The organism is Streptomyces sp. ISL-96, assembly GCF_018614035.1.
Classification (GTDB): domain Bacteria; phylum Actinomycetota; class Actinomycetes; order Streptomycetales; family Streptomycetaceae; genus Streptomyces.
The window spans coordinates 172,995-189,697 of sequence record NZ_JAGGPA010000009.1; the positions used below are offsets into that span (position 1 = coordinate 172,995).

Sequence of the window (16,703 nt, forward strand, 5' to 3'; positions counted from 1 at the left end):
CCTCACAAAATAGCCCCGCAAATGACTGCGCGGTATATGAGAAATGAGATGGCATGAGATGTCTGCATCTTGGGTGCATCAGTGCACAGGTGAAGCGAAAACGGCATTTAGTGGCGGGGGTGGGGGGATACCGGTCCCGGCCGGGACCGACGCCGTACCCGGCTCTCAGTCCTTACGGCCCCTGTTGCCGGGCCGGCGTGACACCCACGTCCGGATGGTGTCCGCGTACCAGTACGGCTTGCCGCCCTCCACGTGGTCGGGCGGGGGAAGCAGCCCGTGCTTGCGGTACGAACGCACGGTGTCCGGCTGGACCCGGATGTGCGCGGCAATCTCCTTGTACGACCAGAGTCTGCGGTCAGTCATCTGTGGCACCTCCCTGCGTGCGCCTCAGCGGCGGCCGGGGGGCCGTCCGGGGGAGCTGGGGCGCGAGCGCTGGCGATCACTCAGCCTGTGCCCGTTGAACGACGGAGAGTGACGATCGGAGAGGGGCTGTCGTGAGCCTGTGACGGAAGACCCGCGTAACGCGGACATGTGTGACAGGAGTTCAACGAATGTGGCGCTCCGGGGACCTACTAGGCGCCGCAGGAGCGCAGGAAGTGGCGCGTGCGCCGCGCGATGGGCAGGGGCTTGTCCGGCGGGCACGGGTACATGTCCTGCTCGACGATCGCGAACAGGTCCACGTCCAGCCGCCCGGCCGCCGCCAGTACGGGCTCCAGGGCCGGCACCCCGGTCGGCGGCTCGCACATCACGCCCCGCCCGACGGCCGGCCCGAACGGCACCTCGTTCGCGACGACTTCGGCGAGAATCGCCGGGTCCACCTGCTTGAGGTGCAGGTAGCCGATCCGTTCCCCGTACGTCTCGATCAGCTTGACGCTGTCCCCGCCGCAGTACGCGTAGTGGCCGGTGTCCAGGCAGAGCGACACCAGGGCGGAGTCGGTCGCGTCCAGGAAGCGGGTGACGTTCTCCTCGCTGTCGATGTGCGTGTCCGCGTGCGGGTGGACGACGATCTTCAGCCCGTACCGCTCACGCACCTCGCGCCCGAGCCGCTCCGTCTGCCGGGCCAGCGTCCGCCACTGAGCGGGCGTCAGTGTGCGTTCCTCCAGCACCTCTCCCGTCTTGTCGTCCCGCCAGAAGGACGGGATGACGACCAGGTGCTCCGCCCCCATGGCCCTGGTCAGCTCGGCGACGTCCGCGACGTGCTGCCAGGTGGCGTCCCAGACCTCCGGCCCGCGGTGCAGTCCCGTGAAGACCGTGCCCGCCGAGACGGACAGCCCCCGTCGGCGCGTCTCGTCGGTGAGGCGGGCGGGGTCGGTCGGAAGATAGCCGTACGGGCCGAGCTCGATCCAGGGGTAACCGGCCTCGGCGACCTCGTCGAGGAAGCGTTCCCAGGGCACCTGCCGTGGGTCGTCGGGGAACCAGACTCCCCAGGAGTCGGGGGCGGAGCCGATCCGGATGCGGGTCGGCGCGGGTGCGGGAGAAGTCATGGACGTCAGCTTTCCGGCCGTCCGAGAAGGGTGTCAACCCTTCGTCCGAATGTCAGGACAAACGGTTGACAGGGCGCGGCGCGGCCCACTAGACCTGGGTGCAGTCGCCGGACCGGAGGGACGCGCATGCTGCCCAATTCGTACGAGCCGTACGACCTGATCACGATGGGCCGGATCGGGGTGGACCTGTATCCGCTGCAAGCCGGGGTCGCGCTGGCGCAGGTCGAAACGTTCGGCAAGTTCCTCGGCGGATCGGCCACCAACGTGGCGGTCGCCGCGGCCAGGCTGGGCCGGCGCGCTGCCGTCATCACCCGCACCGGGACCGACCCGTTCGGCGACTATCTCCACCAGGAACTACGGCGCTTCGGCGTCGACGACCGCTGGGTGACCGGCGTCGCGGACCTGCCGACCCCGGTGACGTTCTGCGAGATCTTCCCACCGGACGACTTCCCGCTCTACTTCTACCGGCAGCCGAAGGCGCCGGACCTGGAGCTGCGGGCCGAGGAACTGGACCTGGACGCGATCCGTTCGGCGCGGATCTTCTGGATGACGGGCACCGGCCTGTGCGAGGAGCCGAGCCGCTCGGCGACGCTCGCCGCGCTGGAGGCCCGGGGGGCGGGCGGTGCGACGGTCTTCGACCTCGACTGGCGGCCGATGTTCTGGCGTGACCCCGACGACGCCCGCCCGTACTACGCCGAGGCCCTTCGGCACGCCACCGTCGCCGTCGGAAACCTCGAAGAGTGCGAAGTCGCCACCGGAGAGCGGGAGCCGTACGCCGCCGCCCGCGCCCTGCTCGCCGCCGGCTCCGGGGTCGAACTCGCCGTCGTCAAACAAGGACCCAAGGGCGTGCTGGCCATGCACCGCGACGGTACGGCGTCCGAAGCCCCGCCCGTACCCGTCGACGTACTCAACGGACTCGGCGCGGGTGACGCCTTCGGCGGCGCCCTGTGCCACGGCCTGCTCGCGGGCTGGGACCTGGAGCGCGCCATGCGGTACGCCAACGCCGCCGGAGCCATCGTCGCCTCCCGGCTCGCCTGCTCCTCCGCGATGCCGCACCCGGCAGAGGTCGAGCAGGTCCTCGCGGGCGGCCCAGTCCCCGCGCAGGAGACCACGTCGTGACCACCGGCCTGCGCATTTGCGACCTCGTAGGGGTACGGACCCGCCACCCCGAAGCGATCGCCGAGGCCGCCGCCCGCCGCCCGCGCCGGCCCCTGATCGGCGCGAGTGGGCGGCTCATGATCATCGCCGCCGACCACCCGGCCCGCGGCGCCCTCGGCGCCGGCGACCACGAATTCGCCATGGCCGGCCGCCCCGACCTGCTGGAGCGGCTCTGCCTCGCGCTCTCCCGCCCCGGCGTCGACGGGGTGCTGGCCGCCGCCGACATCCTCGACGACCTGCTGCTCCTCGGCGCCCTCGACGGCAAGGTCGTCATCGGCTCCATGAACCGCGGCGGCCTGGCGGGCGCCGCCTTCGAACTCGACGACCGCTTCACGGGCCCCCGCGCCGAGGACCTGGAGCGCCGCGGCTTCGACGCCGGCAAGCTGCTCCTGCGAATCGACTACGACGACCCCGGATCGCTGGCCACCCTCCACGCCACCGCCCGCACCATCGACGCCATGGCCGAACGCCGGCTGCCGGTCTTCGTCGAACCGTTCATCTCCCGCCGCGTGGGCGGGAAAGTGCTCAACGACCTGAGCGCCGGGGCGGTCACCCGCTCCATCGCCATCGCCTCCGGCCTCGCCGGCACCTCCGCGTACACCTGGCTGAAGGTCCCCGTGACGGAGCAGCCCGAGGACATGGCGCGGGTCATGGAGACCTCGACGCTGCCCGCCGTGCTGCTGGGCGGCGAGGTCGGCGCGGACCAGGACGGTGCGTACGAGAAGTGGCGCGAGGCGCTGCGGCTGCCGACCGTCCAGGGCCTGGTCGTCGGCCGGTCGCTGCTCTATCCGGCCGACGGGGACGTGGCGGGGGCGGTCGACACGGCCGTGGGACTGCTGTAGCGGGAGGGTGAGGGGTAGGGAGACGGCATGACGGACAACGACGACACGCACGTTCTACGGGTTCTCCGGGCGGGAGCCGCCGCGCAGGGTCCGTACGCCCTGGACATCGACCCGAAGCGGGCCGGCTGGGGCTATTCGAGCCTGCGCGTGCTGGAGCTGCCGCCCGGCGGCTCGCACGCGCTCGCGGCCGGTGACAGCGAGTGGATCGTGTTGCCGCTCAGTGGCGGCTGTACGGTCGACGTGGAAGGCGAGAGCTTCGAACTGCTGGGCAGGGAGAGCGTGTTCACCTCGGTCACGGACTTCGCCTACGTACCCCGCGATGCCCATGCCCGGATCGCCTCCGGCGCGGGCGGCCGCTTCGCCCTGGCAGGAGCGAGGTGCGCGCGACGACTCCCCGCCCGCTACGGCCCCGCGCCGGAGGTGCCCGTCGAACTGCGCGGCACCGGCAACTGCTCGCGCCAGGTCAACAACTTCGCGGCGGCAGCCCCCGCCGGAGGCGGAAAGTCAGGAGGAAGTTTCGAGTGCGACCGGCTCATCGCGGTCGAAGTGCTCACCCCTGGCGGCAACTGGTCGTCGTACCCGCCCCACAAGCACGACGAGCACCACCCGGGCGCCGAGTCCGAGCTCGAAGAGATCTACTACTTCGAGGTCGAGGCCGACGGGGAGGGGGCCGGCCGGGACAGCGGTCTCGGCTATCACCGCGTCTCGCCGTCCCGCCCCGGAGGTACGGACATCCTCGCCGAAGTGCGCACCGGCGACGCCGTCCTCATCCCCGACGGCTGGCACGGCCCGTCCATCGCCGCGCCCGGCCACACCCTCTACTACCTCAATGTGATGGCCGGTCCGGGGTCCGGCGAGAAGCGGGAGTGGCTGATTCGCGACCATCCCGACCACGGCTGGATCCGCGACACCTGGCCTTCGCAGCCTGTTGACCCCCGACTGCCGTTGTACGGACCCGAGGAGCTGGCGCAGTGACCACCCGCCGACTGACCACCGCACAGGCGCTGGTCGCCTTCCTCACCCGCCAGTACACCGAGCGCGGCGGCGGCACCCGCCACCGCCTGATCGCCGGCACCTGGGGCATTTTCGGCCACGGCAACGTCGCCGGCATCGGCCAGGCGCTCCTCGAACCCGGCTCGAAGGACATGCCGTACTACCAGGGCCGCAACGAGCAGGCCATGGTGCACGCCGCCGTCGGGTACGCCCGCCAGTCCGGCCGCCTCTCCGCGCACGCCGTCACCACCTCGATCGGCCCCGGCGCCACCAACCTCGTCACCGGAGCGGCCCTCGCGACCATCAACCACCTCCCGGTCCTGCTCCTCCCCGGCGATACGTTCGCGACCCGGCCCGCCGACCCCGTACTCCAGCAGCTGGAAGTCCCGTACGCCGGTGATGTGTCCGTCAACGACTGCCTGCGTCCGGTGTCCAGGTACTTCGACCGGGTCACCCGCCCCGAGGCCCTGATCCCGGCGGCGCTCGCCGCCATGCGGGTCCTCGCCGACCCCGCCGCGACGGGCGCCGTGACGCTCGCGCTGCCGCAGGACGTGCAGGCCGAGGCGTACGACTGGCCGGAGGAGTTCTTCGCGGAGCGCGTCTGGCGGGTACGGGCGCACGAGCCCGACCAGCGTGAGCTCTTCGAAGCGGTGGAGGCCTTCCGCGCCGCCCGCCGCCCCCTCCTGATCGCGGGCGGCGGCGTCCACCACAGCGGCGCCGAGTCGGCCCTGGAGGCCTTCGCCGAGGCGACCGGCACCCCCGTGGCCTCCACCCAGGCGGGCAAGGGCTCGCTGCCGTACGACCACCCGGCGGACGTCGGCGGCATCGGGCACACGGGCACGGCCACGGCCGACGAGCTGGCCCGCACCGCCGACTTGGTGATCGGCGTCGGAACCCGCTACTCCGACTTCACCACCGCCTCCGCGACCCTCTTCCAGAACCCGGGCGTCCGCTTCGTCAACCTCAACATCACCGGCTTCGACGCCCACAAGATGGGCGCGCGGACGGTCGTCGCAGACGCCCGCGTCGCACTCCAATCCCTCCAGCACGCCCTCGCCGGCCACCGCGTCCCAGACACCTACGTCGCCGAATACCGCGAGGCCAAGGCACGCTGGGAGTACCGCGTCACCGCCGCCTACGCCGCGCCCGACGGGGACGAGCGGCCCACCCAGGTCCAGGTCCTCGGCGTACTCGACAGCCTCGTCACCCACGACGACATCCTCATCAACGCGGCCGGTTCCCTCCCCGGTGACCTGCACAAACTGTGGCGGACCCGCTCCCGCGACCAGTACCACGTCGAGTACGGCTACTCCTGCATGGGCTACGAGATCCCCGCCGCCATCGGCGTCCAGCTCGCCGCGCCCGGACGGCCGGTGTGGGCGCTGGTCGGTGACGGCACGTACCTGATGAATCCCACCGAAATCGTCACCGCCGTGCAGGAGCGCCTCCCGATCAAGGTCGTCATCCTCCAGAACCACGGTTACGCCTCCATCGGCGGCCTCTCCGAGTCCGTGGGCGCCGAACGCTTCGGGACGGCGTACCGCTTCCGGGAGCCCGACGGCACGTACACCGGCGCGCCGCTCCCGGTGGATCTCGCCGCCAACGCCGCATCCCTCGGGATGCACGTCATCCGCGCCAGTACCGTGCGTGACCTGCGGGAAGCTCTGGCTCAGGCGCGCCGGTCCGACCGCCCCACATGTGTCTACGTCGAGACGCGAACGCCCGACACTGTGTCGGGCGCGCCCGCCGCCCAGGCGTGGTGGGATGTTCCCGTGGCCGAGACCGCGACCCGCCCGTCGACGGTCAAGGCCCGGGAGGAGTACGACCGTCAAGCCGCTGCGCGACGCCGCCATCTCTGACCGACCCCACCGCAATACAAGGAGTTCTGGGATGAAGACCGTCAACCACTTCATCGGCGGCAAGACCGTCGAGGGCGCGTCGGGCAACTGGGGCCCGGTCACCGACCCGGCCACCGGTGAAGTGACCACGCAGGTCGCGCTCGCCTCGGTCGAGGAGGTCGACGCCGCCGTCGCGTCGGCGAAGGCCGCGTACGCGACGTGGGGCACCTCCTCCCTTGCCGCGCGCACCACGATCCTCTTCCGCTACCGGGCGCTGCTGGACGCCCACCGCGACGAGATCGCCGCGCTGATCACCGCCGAGCACGGCAAGGTGCACTCGGACGCGCTGGGCGAGGTGGCGCGCGGTCTGGAGATCGTCGAGCTGGCGTGCGGCATCACGACGCAGCTCAAGGGCGAGCTTTCGACGCAGGTGTCGAACCGCGTGGACGTCTCCTCGATCCGCCAGTCGATCGGCGTCGTGGCCGGCATCACGCCGTTCAACTTCCCGGCCATGGTGCCGATGTGGATGTTCCCGCTGGCGATCGCGTGCGGCAACACGTTCGTACTGAAGCCGAGCGAGAAGGACCCGTCGCCCTCTGTGCGGCTCGCGGAACTGGCGTCGGAGGCCGGGCTGCCCGACGGCGTACTGAACGTCCTGCACGGCGACAAGGTCGCGGTCGACGGCCTGCTCAACCACCCGGACGTCGCGGCGGTCTCCTTCGTCGGCTCGACGCCGATCGCCCGCTACATCCACCAGACCGCCACCGCGAACGGCAAGCGCGTCCAGGCGCTCGGCGGCGCGAAGAACCACATGCTGGTGCTGCCGGACGCCGACCTGGACGCGGCGGCCGATGCCGCTGTCTCGGCGGCGTACGGCTCGGCGGGCGAGCGGTGCATGGCGATCTCCGCGGTGGTGGCGGTCGGCGCGATCGGCGACGAGCTGGTCGACAAGATCCGCGAGCGTGCCGAGAAGATCAAGATCGGCCCCGGCAACGACCCGACGTCCGAGATGGGCCCGCTGATCACCGCCGCCCACCGTGACAAGGTCGCCTCGTACGTCACGGGCGCGGCCGCGCAAGGCGCGAAGGTCGTCCTGGACGGCACGGGCCACACGGTCGAGGGCTTCGAGAACGGCCACTGGATCGGCCTGTCGCTCCTGGACGAGGTCTCGACGGACTCCGACGCGTACCGCGACGAGATCTTCGGCCCGGTCCTGTGCGTCCTGCGCGTCGACACGTACGACGAGGGCGTGGCCCTCATGAACGCGTCGCCCTTCGGCAACGGCACCGCGATCTTCACCCGCGACGGCGGCGCGGCGCGGCGCTTCCAGCTGGAGATCGAGGCCGGCATGGTCGGCGTCAACGTGCCGATCCCGGTGCCGGTCGGCTACCACTCCTTCGGTGGCTGGAAGGACTCGCTCTTCGGCGACCACCACATCTACGGCAACGACGGCATCCACTTCTACACCCGCGGCAAGGTCACCACGACCCGCTGGCCGGACCCGGCAGACACCCCGGCAGGCGTAGACCTGGGCTTCCCGCGCAACCACTGATCCACCGGATCGCGCTTGGGCCCGTACGGATGCTGGATTCCTCCGTACGGGCCTTTCGCGTCTGCGCACAGAAATCTGTACAGCTTTCGGTACGGAAAAAGGTACCCTTTGGCTATGCAGCTGATTCCAGAAGTCGTCACTGTGAGCGATGCCCGCGCCGGACTCTCCCGGATACTGGCCGATCTTGAGCATGGAGGGGCGACTGCGGAGCCCGTGCTCATCGGCGCGCACAGGAAGCCGCAAGGGGTCCTGCTCTCCGTAGAGGTGTACGAGGCGCTGCAAGGCCGTACGGCGCGGCGCGCGGTAGTTGAATCCGCCACCGCTTCTCTGGCACTGGAGGGCCTCCGTGCGTCGGCCGAATCGGACCGTGACGCAGAGGCGTACGTCAACGGTGAGCTGAACGCCGAAGAGGCGGTTGCCCTGGCAGTGGCGCGCCACTCGAGTGCGGCTGTGCGGCGCGCCAAGTGATTGATCCGTACCTGATGCCCAGCGGCGTACTCCGCAATCGTCTGGGCATCGCAGACCCTGACCTCTTGGCCCAGGCCGAAGCCGATATCAGTCGAGCGGCACTGTTCCAGCTGGCCGAGCGGCCCATTCCCGGTGTGTACGACCTGCGGCACCTGCAGGATGTCCATGCCGCGATCTTTGGAGCTGTCTACCCCCGCCGGCCACCCACTCTGCCGGAACCCGTCGGCAGCGGTCGCGGCGCTGGTGGCCACGCTGACTGGCTGATGCTCTGGCCGGTCATCAGTACCGCTCATCGAACTCGTCGATGATTCGCCGCAGTTCGCGCGCCGCTGCCCGGGGCATGGCCAGCATTGCCCATTCCAGATTGTCCCGTGCCTGGTGTGGCTCCCCGCAGCACAGCCACTCCGTACAGCCGGGACGATCCGGGTCCCACAGCCGGTGATCCGGCTCCTGTACGAAGTCACGCCACAGGCGCAGCGAATGGCCGACGTCCCCGGCCCAGACGTAGTTACGGGTCTCCTCGATCCGGACGATCGCGATCAGCGTGCGCCGCGAGAGCCCGTCGGTCGGGTTCAGCGTGTTCTTCCGGCAGCAACACCGCACAGCGAGCTCGGCGCGGACCTGCCCAGGCCGCCTACGCGGCACGGCCCCCAGGGCTCTTCGTCGTCATATACGCGATGCTGCCATGCCCGCGATGTCAGTGCCCAGTCCATTTTCACGCGTGCGCAGCTCGAACCACACGCCCTTGCCGTCCAGTCCGCCGAGCCCGAGCGGGGCTCCGGACTCGGTGCCCCACCGCCCGTCGGTGAGCACGTCCACCATCCAGAGGCCGCGGCCGCCTTCGCTGTTTTCGTCCAAATCCCGTCTGACGGGGAGCTCCTGCGTGCCGTCATAGACGGTGACGCGGATGTGGGCGGGCCCGACGGCCAGCCAGAGGAGGGACCCGATGCCCTTGGCGTGCACACAGGCGTTGGTGACGAGCTCAGAGGTGCACATGGTGGCGGCGTCGATGAGGTCGTCGAGCTGCTGGGAGTGGAGAACGGAGGCGATGAAGTCGCGGGCTATGCGGGGCGTGGTGTCCAGGGACGGGCAGAAGAGCGTGTACGAGTGGGGGACGCCGCGGCCGTCGGGGGGCCAGGTGGGAGTTTCGGGCATGGGGCATCAACTCCTGGGGGATGAAGCGTGTTTCCAGTCAGTGGCATTGCCCGAAACTGCTGGACGGGTGCTCTTCCAACCGGCTGTGCGTGAGGACTGAGACAGCCTGGGACTGTCGCAACCCTGTGTGCTTGATGCACTACATACGGTAGGGGTAAACATTATGGTGGCGCAACCTTATGGTGGGGATTGCTTGTCGGCGATCTGGCCGTGCCATGCTTACGCCGCACACCCGTTCAGCAGAGCTGTCAGGGAGAAGAGCGCATGCCGCCGAGGAGCAACCCCACGGCCCGGCACGAACGCCTGGGCGCCGAGCTGCGCAGAATGCGTGAGCGTGCGGGGGTGACCGCACGCGCTGCGGCCGCTCTCCTGGGGTCCAACCCCATTCAGATGAGTCACGTTGAGTCTGGCCGCAGCGGCATCAGTGAGGACCGGATCCGCCGCCTCGCTGCCCACTGTGCCTGCACGAACTCTGCGTATATCGATGCCCTGGTCGGGATGGCGAGTCAGCGCGGCACCGGTTGGTGGGAGGAGTACCGAGGGGTGGTGGCCCCGCCGGGCTTGGACCTCGCCGAGCTGGAACAACATGCCAGGCGAATCCGTACGGTTCAGGTCGTGCACATCCCTGGCCTGTTCCAGACCGAGGACCACATGCGGGCCGCGTTCAGGTACGTATCACCGGACTGGCCGGAGAAGGACCGGGAGGCGCATGTCTCGTTCCGCACCCGGCGGCAGGAGATCATCACGGGTGAACCGGCAACGCCTGTCGAAGCGGTGGTTCACGAGGCAGCTCTCCGCATCAAGGTGGGCGGCCGGAAGACGGCCCGCGCTCAGCTGGAGCGGATCCTTGAACTCTCGGACCTTGCTCATGTCGAGGTGCGGGTCATTCCGTTCGAGACCGAAGACTTCGCTGGGGCTGGGCACTCAATGCTCTACGTGAGCGGGCCGGTACCTCAGCTCGACACTGTGCAGATCGACACAGCTCATGGTGGTGTGTTCTTGGACGCGGAGCCGCGACTTGAGCAGTACCGTGCGCGCTTTGGCAAGGTGGTAAGTACGGCGCTTGGCGCTGAGCCGTCGCGGGACTTCATCAACCGCATCGTTCATGAAATGTGAGAGGAGCCAGAGTGCTCATAGCCCTGAAGTGGCAGAAGTCGACCTTCTCAGGGGGCGGTTCGGGCGAGGACTGCGTCGAGTTGGCCGAGTCGCCCACTGGCGTGCATCTCCGCGAGAGCGACGAACCGGCGAGGGTCCTCACGACCGCTCCCGCCGGCCTGCGGTCCCTGATCGCCGCCATCAAGGCCCTGAATTAGGCGAAAAGTGCTGGCCGTCGCGTGGCAGGTACCGGCATGCTGACCGCATGTTGATCAGGGAAGCCACCACCGAGGACTGGCCCGCCATCTGGCCGTTCTTCCACGAGATCGTTGCCGCGGGCGAGACGCTCACCTACCCGCTCGACCTCGGCAAGGACGACGCAAGCGGGTGGTGGTACTTGACCGCTCCGAACCGTACGGTCGTCGCGGTCGACGACGCCGGTACGGTCCTCGGCACGGCCAAGATGAACCGGAACCACATGGGCAATGGCTCCCACATCGCGAGCGCCACCTACATGGTCGACCCGAAGCACTCGGGGCAGGGTGTGGGGCGGGCGCTGTGTGAGTACAGCGTGGCGTGGGCACGGGAGGCGGGATTCCGGGCGATGCAGTTCAACGCGGTCGTGGAGTCCAACGTCCATGCGGTGAAGCTGTACAAGTCGATCGGCTTCGAGGTGATCGGGACGCTTCCCGAGGGTTTCAACCACCCCACCCAGGGCTATGTCGGCCTGCACATCATGCACATGGCCCTCTGATGAGTGAGGCGCGTGAGGCGCGGCAGATACGCGCGCTGCACACGGACACGACCGTCACCGTCTACCAGGCGTACGCCCCAGCGATCGGCATCCCGGCCGCCCGCGACGGCCGCTTCCCCGCCGCATGGAAGCGGGACCGGATGACGTGGATAAAGCCCTCGTTTCTGTGGATGATGTATCGCTGCGGCTGGGGCGCGAAGCAGGATCAGGAGACCGTACTGGCTGTCGAAATCACCCGCGACGGCTTCGACTGGGCGCTGCGCAACGCCTGCCTCTCGCACTATTCTCCCGGCCTGCACGCCGACCAGGCCGCCTGGAAGCGCCAGTCGCGGCAGGCGCCGGCCCGCGTGCAGTGGGACCCAGAGCGCGACGTACGGCTGAACGCACTCCCGTACCGCTCGCTTCAACTGGGCCTGGCGGGGGAGGCGGCGAGGCGGTACGCGGACGAGTGGACGGTCTCCATCACCGACGTAACACCCCTCGCCCACGAGATCCACGCTTTGGTACGGGCCAAAAACGCGGACGCCGCCGCGCGGCTGCTGCCGCACGAGCGGGTCTATCCGGCAGGGGCGGAACTGCTCGCTCCCCTGGGCGGCGCGGCGTAACCGCCGGCGCCCAGGGGGGCGTAGAGGTGAGGCGTCAGAGCACGTCGACGAAGTCGCCCGCGGCCACGACCGCCGGAGTGGTGGACGTGCCGGCGAAGTTCCAGCGCCAGTAGCCGTCGGAGGCGGCCGTGACGGTGGTCTTCAGGTTGCCCGTCCCGTCGCTCGTCACGGTGCTCGGTACGTCGTCGTACGCGTAGTCCACCTCCACCGGGTACGCCATGGCGGGGGTGCTGGTGGCCGGGCAGCCGGCGGTCAGCGGCGGCCACAGCGGGTAGCGGGCCCCGGGGTCACCGAGCGAGCGCCGGCCCGTCGCGAGCGAGGAAGAGGCGGCGCTCACTCGAAGGTCCAGGTCAGCATCGCGAAGTCGCCGTCGTCCCTGGCCTGCGCCGAGCGGTACGTCGCCAGGGCCGCGTCGTTGTCCCGGTCCACACCCACCCACATGCCGTAGCAGCCGCGCTCCTTCGCGGTCTCCGCCAGCGCCCGCGTCAGGACGCGGCCGATGCCGCGCCGCCGGTGCGCCTCGTCGACGGACAGCTCGTACAGACACATTTCGGTGCCTTTGTCCGGGTGGGTCATCTCGATGCCCGAGACCATCCCGACGGGCTCCCCGCCGAGGTACGCGATGAGCATCAGATGGCCGGGCGCGGCCAGGAAACGCTCGGCCCAGTCCGGGCGGGCCGGTCCGTCGTAGAGGTGCTCGGCGGCTGCAAGTTCGGCCACTGTCGTCGCTTGTCGGACGACCGGTCGGATGTCCATCGGGCTTCCCTCGCTACTCCCACCGCGGTACGGGCCGGCGGCCTCGTACTCCTTGAGTACTCCAGAGACTTCCATCCGGGGGCAGCTTCGGCTGTCAGACCTGGGCTCTAGGGTTCAGTCATGAAGCTACGCATTCCCCGCAGCCGGGCGTCGCTCGTCGGCGCGGCCGCCGCTTGTGCCGTCCTCGTCGGGGGCGGCACGTGGACGGCCGTCGCCTCCGACGGCGACGCGCCCGCCGTGCACCGCGAGGAGCGGATCATGAGCATGGACGGGGTGAGAATCGACACCTCGTTCTTCACGGCGGACAGCGGGCCCGGAAAACGGCCCGCCGTCCTCCTCGGCCACGGCTTCGGCGGCAGCAAGCGCGACGTACAGGCGCAGGCCGAGGATTTGGCCCGGAACGGGTACGCCGTGCTGACCTGGTCCGCGCGCGGCTTCGGGAAGTCGACCGGGCAGATCGGGTTGAACGATCCTGACGGCGAGGTCAAGGACGTGTCGCGGCTGATCGACTGGCTCGCCGAGCGTCCCGAGGTGCGGCTCGACGCGGACGGCGATCCGCGCGTCGGCGTCAGCGGCTCGTCGTACGGCGGGGCGATCTCGCTCCTCGCCGCAGGCCACGACAAGCGCGTCGACGCGGTCGCACCGCAGATCACTTACTGGAACCTGGCCGATGCGCTCTTCCCCGACGGGGTGTCCAAGAAGCTCTGGGCCGGGATATTCATCAACACGGGCGGCGGCTGCGACAAGTTCGAGAAGCGGCTCTGCGCGATGTACGAGCGGGTGGCGGTCGCCGGAAAGCCGGACGCCGCCGCCCGTGACCTGCTGACGGCGCACAGCCCGTCCGCCGTCGGCGACCGCATCAAGGTGCCCGCGCTCATCGTGCAGGGTCAGAACGACTCGCTGTTCCCGCTCGACCACGCCGACGCGATGGCCAAGGCGATCGACGGCAACGGCGCGCCCGTCGCCGTCGACTGGATCGCGGGCGGGCACGACGGCGGGGACCGTGAGAGGGCCCGCGTCGAGGGCCGGATCACCGATTGGTTCGACCGCTACCTGAAGGGGGAGAAGGGCACGGACACCGGGCCCGCCTTCCGCGTCACTCGTACCGGAGGTGTCTCCTCCACGGACGGCGCGGCCCAGCTGAGGGGCGCCACCAGCGACCGTTACCCGGGCCTCGAAGCCGGGCAACGGAAGTTGAAGCTCGCGACCGGCAAGCGCGAGCAGCACTTCGCCAATCCGGCCGGGGCCAACCCGCCCGCCATCTCCTCCGTACCGGGCGTCGGGGCGCTGTCCCAGCTTTCCGGGCTCGGCGTCGGGCTCTCCCTCGACTTCCCCGGCCAGAACGCGCGCTTCGAGACCGCCGCGCTCGCCTCCGACCTGCGCGTCACCGGCTCGCCGACCGTCAAGGTCAACGTGAAGTCGGACCGCGACGACGCCGTCCTGTTCGGCAAGGTGTACGACGTGAGCGCGGACGGGCGGCAGCAGGTGCTGCCCTCCCAGCTCGTCTCGCCCCTGCGCGTCACAGGCGCTGGTGCGAAGGACGGCGCCACCGTCGAATTCCGGCTGCCGCCGATCGACCACGAGGTCAGGGCCGGGCACCGGCTGCGCGTCGTACTGGCCACCACCGACCTGGCGTACGCGTCCCCGGCCGACCCGGCGGCGTACACCGTCTCCCTCGAAGGCGACGGGACGCTCGCCGTGCCCACCGCGTCCGGTGTGAACACCCAGGCGGCCCCGCTCCCGTGGTGGGTCTGGGGGCTGCCCGCGATCGGCGCCGCCCTGGCCGTCGCGCTGCTGCTCACCGCCCGGCGGCGGGCCGCGGCGCCCGCGCCGGACCCGGCGCTCGCCGAGGTGCCGCTGCAGATCACCGATCTGACGAAGAAGTACGCCAAGTCGGCCGACCGGTATGCCGTACGGGATCTGTCGTTCCGCGTCGAGAAGGGACAGGTGCTCGGGCTCCTCGGGCCGAACGGCGCGGGCAAGACCACCACCCTGCGCATGCTCATGGGCCTCATCACGCCGGACAGCGGCGAGATCCGGGTCTTCGGGCACGCCATCAGGCCGGGCTCACCCGTGCTCTCGCGCGTAGGTTCGTTCGTCGAGGGCGCCGGCTTCCTGCCGCACCTGACCGGGCGCGCCAACCTTGAGCTGTACTGGCAGGCCACCGGCCGGCCTCCCGAGGACTCCCGCATGGAGGAGGCCCTGGAGATCGCGGGGCTCGGCGAGGCGCTGGAGCGTGCCGTACGGACGTACTCCCAGGGCATGCGGCAGCGCCTCGCCATCGCACAGGCCATGCTCGGCATGCCGGACCTGCTCATCCTCGACGAGCCGACGAACGGTCTCGACCCGCCCCAGATCCGCGAGATGCGCGACGTCATGATCCGGTACGCGGCGGCGGGACGCACCGTCATCGTCTCCAGCCACCTCCTGTCGGAGGTCGAGCAGTCCTGCACACATCTCGTCGTGATGGACCGGGGGCGGCTGATGCAGGCCGGCCCCGTGGCGGAGATCACCGGCGGTACGGACACGCTGCTCGTGACGACGGAGGGCGAGGTGAGCGAGGCGCTGGCCGAGAAGGTGGCCGGGCTGCCGGGCATCGGGTCCGCCGTACGCACCGACGAAGGCCTGCTCGTACGGCTGGACGGGGCGTCACCGAGCACGCTCATCGGCGAACTGGTCCGCCTGGACGTTCCGTTGACGGGTGTCGGGCCGAACCGCCGCCTGGAGGACGCGTTCCTCACCCTGATCGGAGGCTCCTCCGCATGAGCACCAACGTCGTGGAAAACAACGTCGTGGAAAACAGCGTCATCGAATCCGCCCCCGGCTACCGGGCCGGCCACACCCTCCCGCTGCGCGTCGAGGCGATGCGGCAGTGGCGCAGGCGGCGCACCATGGTCATGGCCGTGGTGCTGGGCGCCCTGCCGCTCATCCTGATCGCGGCCTTCGCGATCGGCGGCACACCCGGCAGGGAGGGCGGCCGGGTCACCCTGATGGACACCGCCACGGCGTCCGGCGCCAACTTCGCCGCGACCTGCCTGTTCGTGTCCGCAGGCTTCCTGCTGGTGGTGCCGGTGGCATTGTTCTGCGGCGACACGGTGGCCTCCGAGGCCAACTGGTCCTCGCTGCGCTACCTGCTCGCCGCGCCGGTGCCACGCGCCCGGCTGCTGTGGAGCAAGCTGGCGGTGGCGCTGGCCTTCAGCCTCGCGGCGATGGTGCTGCTGCCGGTCGTGGCGCTGGTGACGGGGTCGATCGCGTACGGCTGGGGATCGCTGGAGCTGCCGACGGGCGGGTCGCTGCCGGCCGGGGACGCCATACCGCGCCTCGCGCTGGTCGTGGCCTTCATCTTCGTCTCGCAGCTGGTCACCGCGGCTCTCGCCTTCTGGCTGTCGACGAAGACGGACGCGCCCCTGGGCGCGGTCGGCGGCGCGGTCGGACTGACGATCGTGGGCAATGTGCTGGACGCGGTGACGGCGCTGGGGTCCTGGCGCGAGTTCCTGCCCGCACACTGGCAGTTCGCGTGGGCGGACGCGCTTCAGCCGCAGCTGGAGTGGGGCGGAATGCTCAAGGGGGCAGCGGTCTCGGTGACGTACGCACTGGTGCTCTTCGCGCTCGCCTTCCGGGGATTCGGCCGCAAGGACATCGTGTCCTGAGGGCGGGTGGCGGCGACGACATCGTGTCCTGAGAGTGGGTCGCCGCAAGTACACCGTGTCGTGACGGCGGGTCGGCCATGATGTGCCCCATGGCCACCTTCCTCATCGCCTTCGCCGTAGTCGCCACAGGGCTGTACGCCGGCTTCATGCTGATCTTCCTCACCGGCATCATGCCCGCCCTGGGGCGGCTGACGGACGAGCAGTTCGTGGCGGCGACGCGGCGTATCAACGAGGACGTACCGCGTGGGGTATTCAACAGCTGGATGTTTTCTGCGTATTACTGCACTCGCGTGTGTAGGCGCGTGTGGTCTGGTCGGTTTGGTGACTGGGGTGGTTGGGTGTTCGGGGTGGGA

17 protein-coding genes and 2 pseudogenes are annotated in these 16,703 nt (G+C 70.0%); 13 read left to right on the forward strand and 6 right to left on the reverse strand.

All coding sequences use genetic code 11. The features are described from left to right. Positions 1-165: 165 nt before the first annotated feature. The gene (locus tag J7E96_RS06640; RefSeq protein WP_215128394.1) at positions 166-363 is read right to left on the reverse strand and encodes an AlpA family transcriptional regulator; all 198 of its coding nucleotides are present in this window, start codon (positions 361-363) and stop codon (positions 166-168) included. Positions 364-572: 209 nt separating this feature from the next. Further along, positions 573-1,484: a sugar phosphate isomerase/epimerase gene (locus J7E96_RS06645; protein WP_215128396.1), complete on the reverse strand. Its 912-nt coding sequence runs from the start codon at positions 1,482-1,484 to the stop codon at positions 573-575. 126 nt (positions 1,485-1,610) lie between these two features. On the opposite strand from J7E96_RS06645, the gene iolC reads away from it, so the two are divergent. From iolC to J7E96_RS06675, 6 genes are all read left to right on the forward strand, one after another. After that, positions 1,611-2,603: a 5-dehydro-2-deoxygluconokinase gene (iolC, locus tag J7E96_RS06650; RefSeq protein WP_215128398.1), complete on the forward strand. Its 993-nt coding sequence runs from the start codon at positions 1,611-1,613 to the stop codon at positions 2,601-2,603. Further along, positions 2,600-3,484, forward strand: coding sequence for a deoxyribose-phosphate aldolase (locus tag J7E96_RS06655; protein WP_308295861.1), 885 nt, complete (start codon positions 2,600-2,602; stop codon positions 3,482-3,484). Before iolC ends, J7E96_RS06655 begins: the two co-directional genes overlap by 4 nt. 27 nt (positions 3,485-3,511) lie before the next feature. Beyond that, the gene (gene iolB, locus J7E96_RS06660; RefSeq protein ID WP_215128400.1) at positions 3,512-4,459 is read left to right on the forward strand and encodes a 5-deoxy-glucuronate isomerase; all 948 of its coding nucleotides are present in this window, start codon (positions 3,512-3,514) and stop codon (positions 4,457-4,459) included. After that, positions 4,456-6,336 carry a 3D-(3,5/4)-trihydroxycyclohexane-1,2-dione acylhydrolase (decyclizing) gene (gene iolD / locus J7E96_RS06665; RefSeq protein WP_215128402.1) on the forward strand — a complete coding sequence of 627 codons (1,881 nt, stop codon included), beginning with the start codon at positions 4,456-4,458 and terminating at the stop codon, positions 6,334-6,336. Before iolB ends, iolD begins: the two co-directional genes overlap by 4 nt. Before the next feature lie 31 nt (positions 6,337-6,367). Further along, positions 6,368-7,867 (forward strand): CoA-acylating methylmalonate-semialdehyde dehydrogenase, encoded by a 1,500-nt coding sequence (locus tag J7E96_RS06670; RefSeq protein ID WP_215128404.1) that lies wholly within the window; start codon positions 6,368-6,370, stop codon positions 7,865-7,867. A 114-nt stretch (positions 7,868-7,981) separates the two neighbouring features. Next, the gene (locus J7E96_RS06675) at positions 7,982-8,335 is read left to right on the forward strand and encodes a type II toxin-antitoxin system Phd/YefM family antitoxin (protein ID WP_215128406.1); all 354 of its coding nucleotides are present in this window, start codon (positions 7,982-7,984) and stop codon (positions 8,333-8,335) included. A 279-nt stretch (positions 8,336-8,614) separates the two neighbouring features. Here the strand turns inward: J7E96_RS06675 and J7E96_RS06680 are convergent, their stop codons facing one another. Together J7E96_RS06680 and J7E96_RS06685 are read right to left on the reverse strand one after the other, a co-directional pair. Further along, positions 8,615-8,980 (reverse strand): hypothetical protein, encoded by a 366-nt coding sequence (locus J7E96_RS06680; protein WP_308295862.1) that lies wholly within the window; start codon positions 8,978-8,980, stop codon positions 8,615-8,617. Between the two features lie 21 nt (positions 8,981-9,001). Next, entirely contained in the window at positions 9,002-9,490 is a 489-nt protein-coding gene (locus tag J7E96_RS06685; protein WP_215128408.1) for an ATP-binding protein, read from the reverse strand. Between the two features lie 264 nt (positions 9,491-9,754). On the opposite strand from J7E96_RS06685, the gene J7E96_RS06690 reads away from it, so the two are divergent. The 4 genes from J7E96_RS06690 to J7E96_RS06705 are packed head-to-tail and all read left to right on the forward strand — an operon-like array spanning position 9,755 to position 11,944. Further along, entirely contained in the window at positions 9,755-10,606 is an 852-nt protein-coding gene (locus tag J7E96_RS06690; RefSeq protein ID WP_215128410.1) for a helix-turn-helix transcriptional regulator, read from the forward strand. 11 nt (positions 10,607-10,617) lie between these two features. Next, positions 10,618-10,803, forward strand: coding sequence for a DUF397 domain-containing protein (locus J7E96_RS06695; protein WP_215128412.1), 186 nt, complete (start codon positions 10,618-10,620; stop codon positions 10,801-10,803). A 47-nt stretch (positions 10,804-10,850) separates the two neighbouring features. Continuing rightward, positions 10,851-11,339 carry a GNAT family N-acetyltransferase gene (locus tag J7E96_RS06700; RefSeq protein ID WP_215128414.1) on the forward strand — a complete coding sequence of 163 codons (489 nt, stop codon included), beginning with the start codon at positions 10,851-10,853 and terminating at the stop codon, positions 11,337-11,339. Further along, positions 11,339-11,944, forward strand: a complete 606-nt coding sequence (locus tag J7E96_RS06705) for a DUF4291 domain-containing protein (protein WP_215128416.1) — start codon at positions 11,339-11,341, stop codon at positions 11,942-11,944. Before J7E96_RS06700 ends, J7E96_RS06705 begins: the two co-directional genes overlap by 1 nt. Before the next feature lie 172 nt (positions 11,945-12,116). Here the strand turns inward: J7E96_RS06705 and J7E96_RS06710 are convergent. Together J7E96_RS06710 and J7E96_RS06715 are read right to left on the reverse strand one after the other, a co-directional pair. Further along, positions 12,117-12,281, reverse strand: a pseudogene (locus J7E96_RS06710) (threonine synthase); the annotation flags it as partial. Beyond that, positions 12,278-12,775, reverse strand: a complete 498-nt coding sequence (locus tag J7E96_RS06715) for a GNAT family N-acetyltransferase (protein WP_215128418.1) — start codon at positions 12,773-12,775, stop codon at positions 12,278-12,280. The pseudogene J7E96_RS06710 and the gene J7E96_RS06715, both read right to left, overlap by 4 nt. A gap of 45 nt (positions 12,776-12,820) precedes the next feature. Between J7E96_RS06715 and J7E96_RS06720 the strand changes: the two genes are divergently transcribed. The 3 genes and pseudogenes from J7E96_RS06720 to J7E96_RS37130 form a co-directional block, all read left to right on the forward strand. Then, positions 12,821-15,466 carry an alpha/beta fold hydrolase gene (locus J7E96_RS06720; protein WP_215128420.1) on the forward strand — a complete coding sequence of 882 codons (2,646 nt, stop codon included), beginning with the start codon at positions 12,821-12,823 and terminating at the stop codon, positions 15,464-15,466. Beyond that, complete coding sequence (locus J7E96_RS06725; RefSeq protein WP_215128422.1) at positions 15,463-16,350, forward strand: ABC transporter permease; 888 nt, start codon at positions 15,463-15,465, stop codon at positions 16,348-16,350. Before J7E96_RS06720 ends, J7E96_RS06725 begins: the two co-directional genes overlap by 4 nt. 89 nt (positions 16,351-16,439) lie before the next feature. Further along, positions 16,440-16,703 (forward strand): annotated as a pseudogene (locus J7E96_RS37130) (hypothetical protein); the annotation flags it as partial.

What these genes read in the sequence shown, in the direction of transcription:
- J7E96_RS06640 (WP_215128394.1), bottom strand. Translation starts at nt 363, where the DNA reads ATGACTGACCGCAGACTCTGGTCGTACAAGGAGATTGCCGCGCACATC.
- J7E96_RS06645 (WP_215128396.1), bottom strand. Translation starts at nt 1,484, where the DNA reads ATGACTTCTCCCGCACCCGCGCCGACCCGCATCCGGATCGGCTCCGCC.
- iolC (WP_215128398.1), top strand. Translation starts at nt 1,611, where the DNA reads ATGCTGCCCAATTCGTACGAGCCGTACGACCTGATCACGATGGGCCGG.
- iolB (WP_215128400.1), top strand. Translation starts at nt 3,512, where the DNA reads ATGACGGACAACGACGACACGCACGTTCTACGGGTTCTCCGGGCGGGA.
- J7E96_RS06670 (WP_215128404.1), top strand. Translation starts at nt 6,368, where the DNA reads ATGAAGACCGTCAACCACTTCATCGGCGGCAAGACCGTCGAGGGCGCG.
- J7E96_RS06675 (WP_215128406.1), top strand. Translation starts at nt 7,982, where the DNA reads ATGCAGCTGATTCCAGAAGTCGTCACTGTGAGCGATGCCCGCGCCGGA.
- J7E96_RS06685 (WP_215128408.1), bottom strand. Translation starts at nt 9,490, where the DNA reads ATGCCCGAAACTCCCACCTGGCCCCCCGACGGCCGCGGCGTCCCCCAC.
- J7E96_RS06690 (WP_215128410.1), top strand. Translation starts at nt 9,755, where the DNA reads ATGCCGCCGAGGAGCAACCCCACGGCCCGGCACGAACGCCTGGGCGCC.
- J7E96_RS06700 (WP_215128414.1), top strand. Translation starts at nt 10,851, where the DNA reads ATGTTGATCAGGGAAGCCACCACCGAGGACTGGCCCGCCATCTGGCCG.
- J7E96_RS06705 (WP_215128416.1), top strand. Translation starts at nt 11,339, where the DNA reads ATGAGTGAGGCGCGTGAGGCGCGGCAGATACGCGCGCTGCACACGGAC.
- J7E96_RS06715 (WP_215128418.1), bottom strand. Translation starts at nt 12,775, where the DNA reads ATGGAAGTCTCTGGAGTACTCAAGGAGTACGAGGCCGCCGGCCCGTAC.
- J7E96_RS06720 (WP_215128420.1), top strand. Translation starts at nt 12,821, where the DNA reads ATGAAGCTACGCATTCCCCGCAGCCGGGCGTCGCTCGTCGGCGCGGCC.
- J7E96_RS06725 (WP_215128422.1), top strand. Translation starts at nt 15,463, where the DNA reads ATGAGCACCAACGTCGTGGAAAACAACGTCGTGGAAAACAGCGTCATC.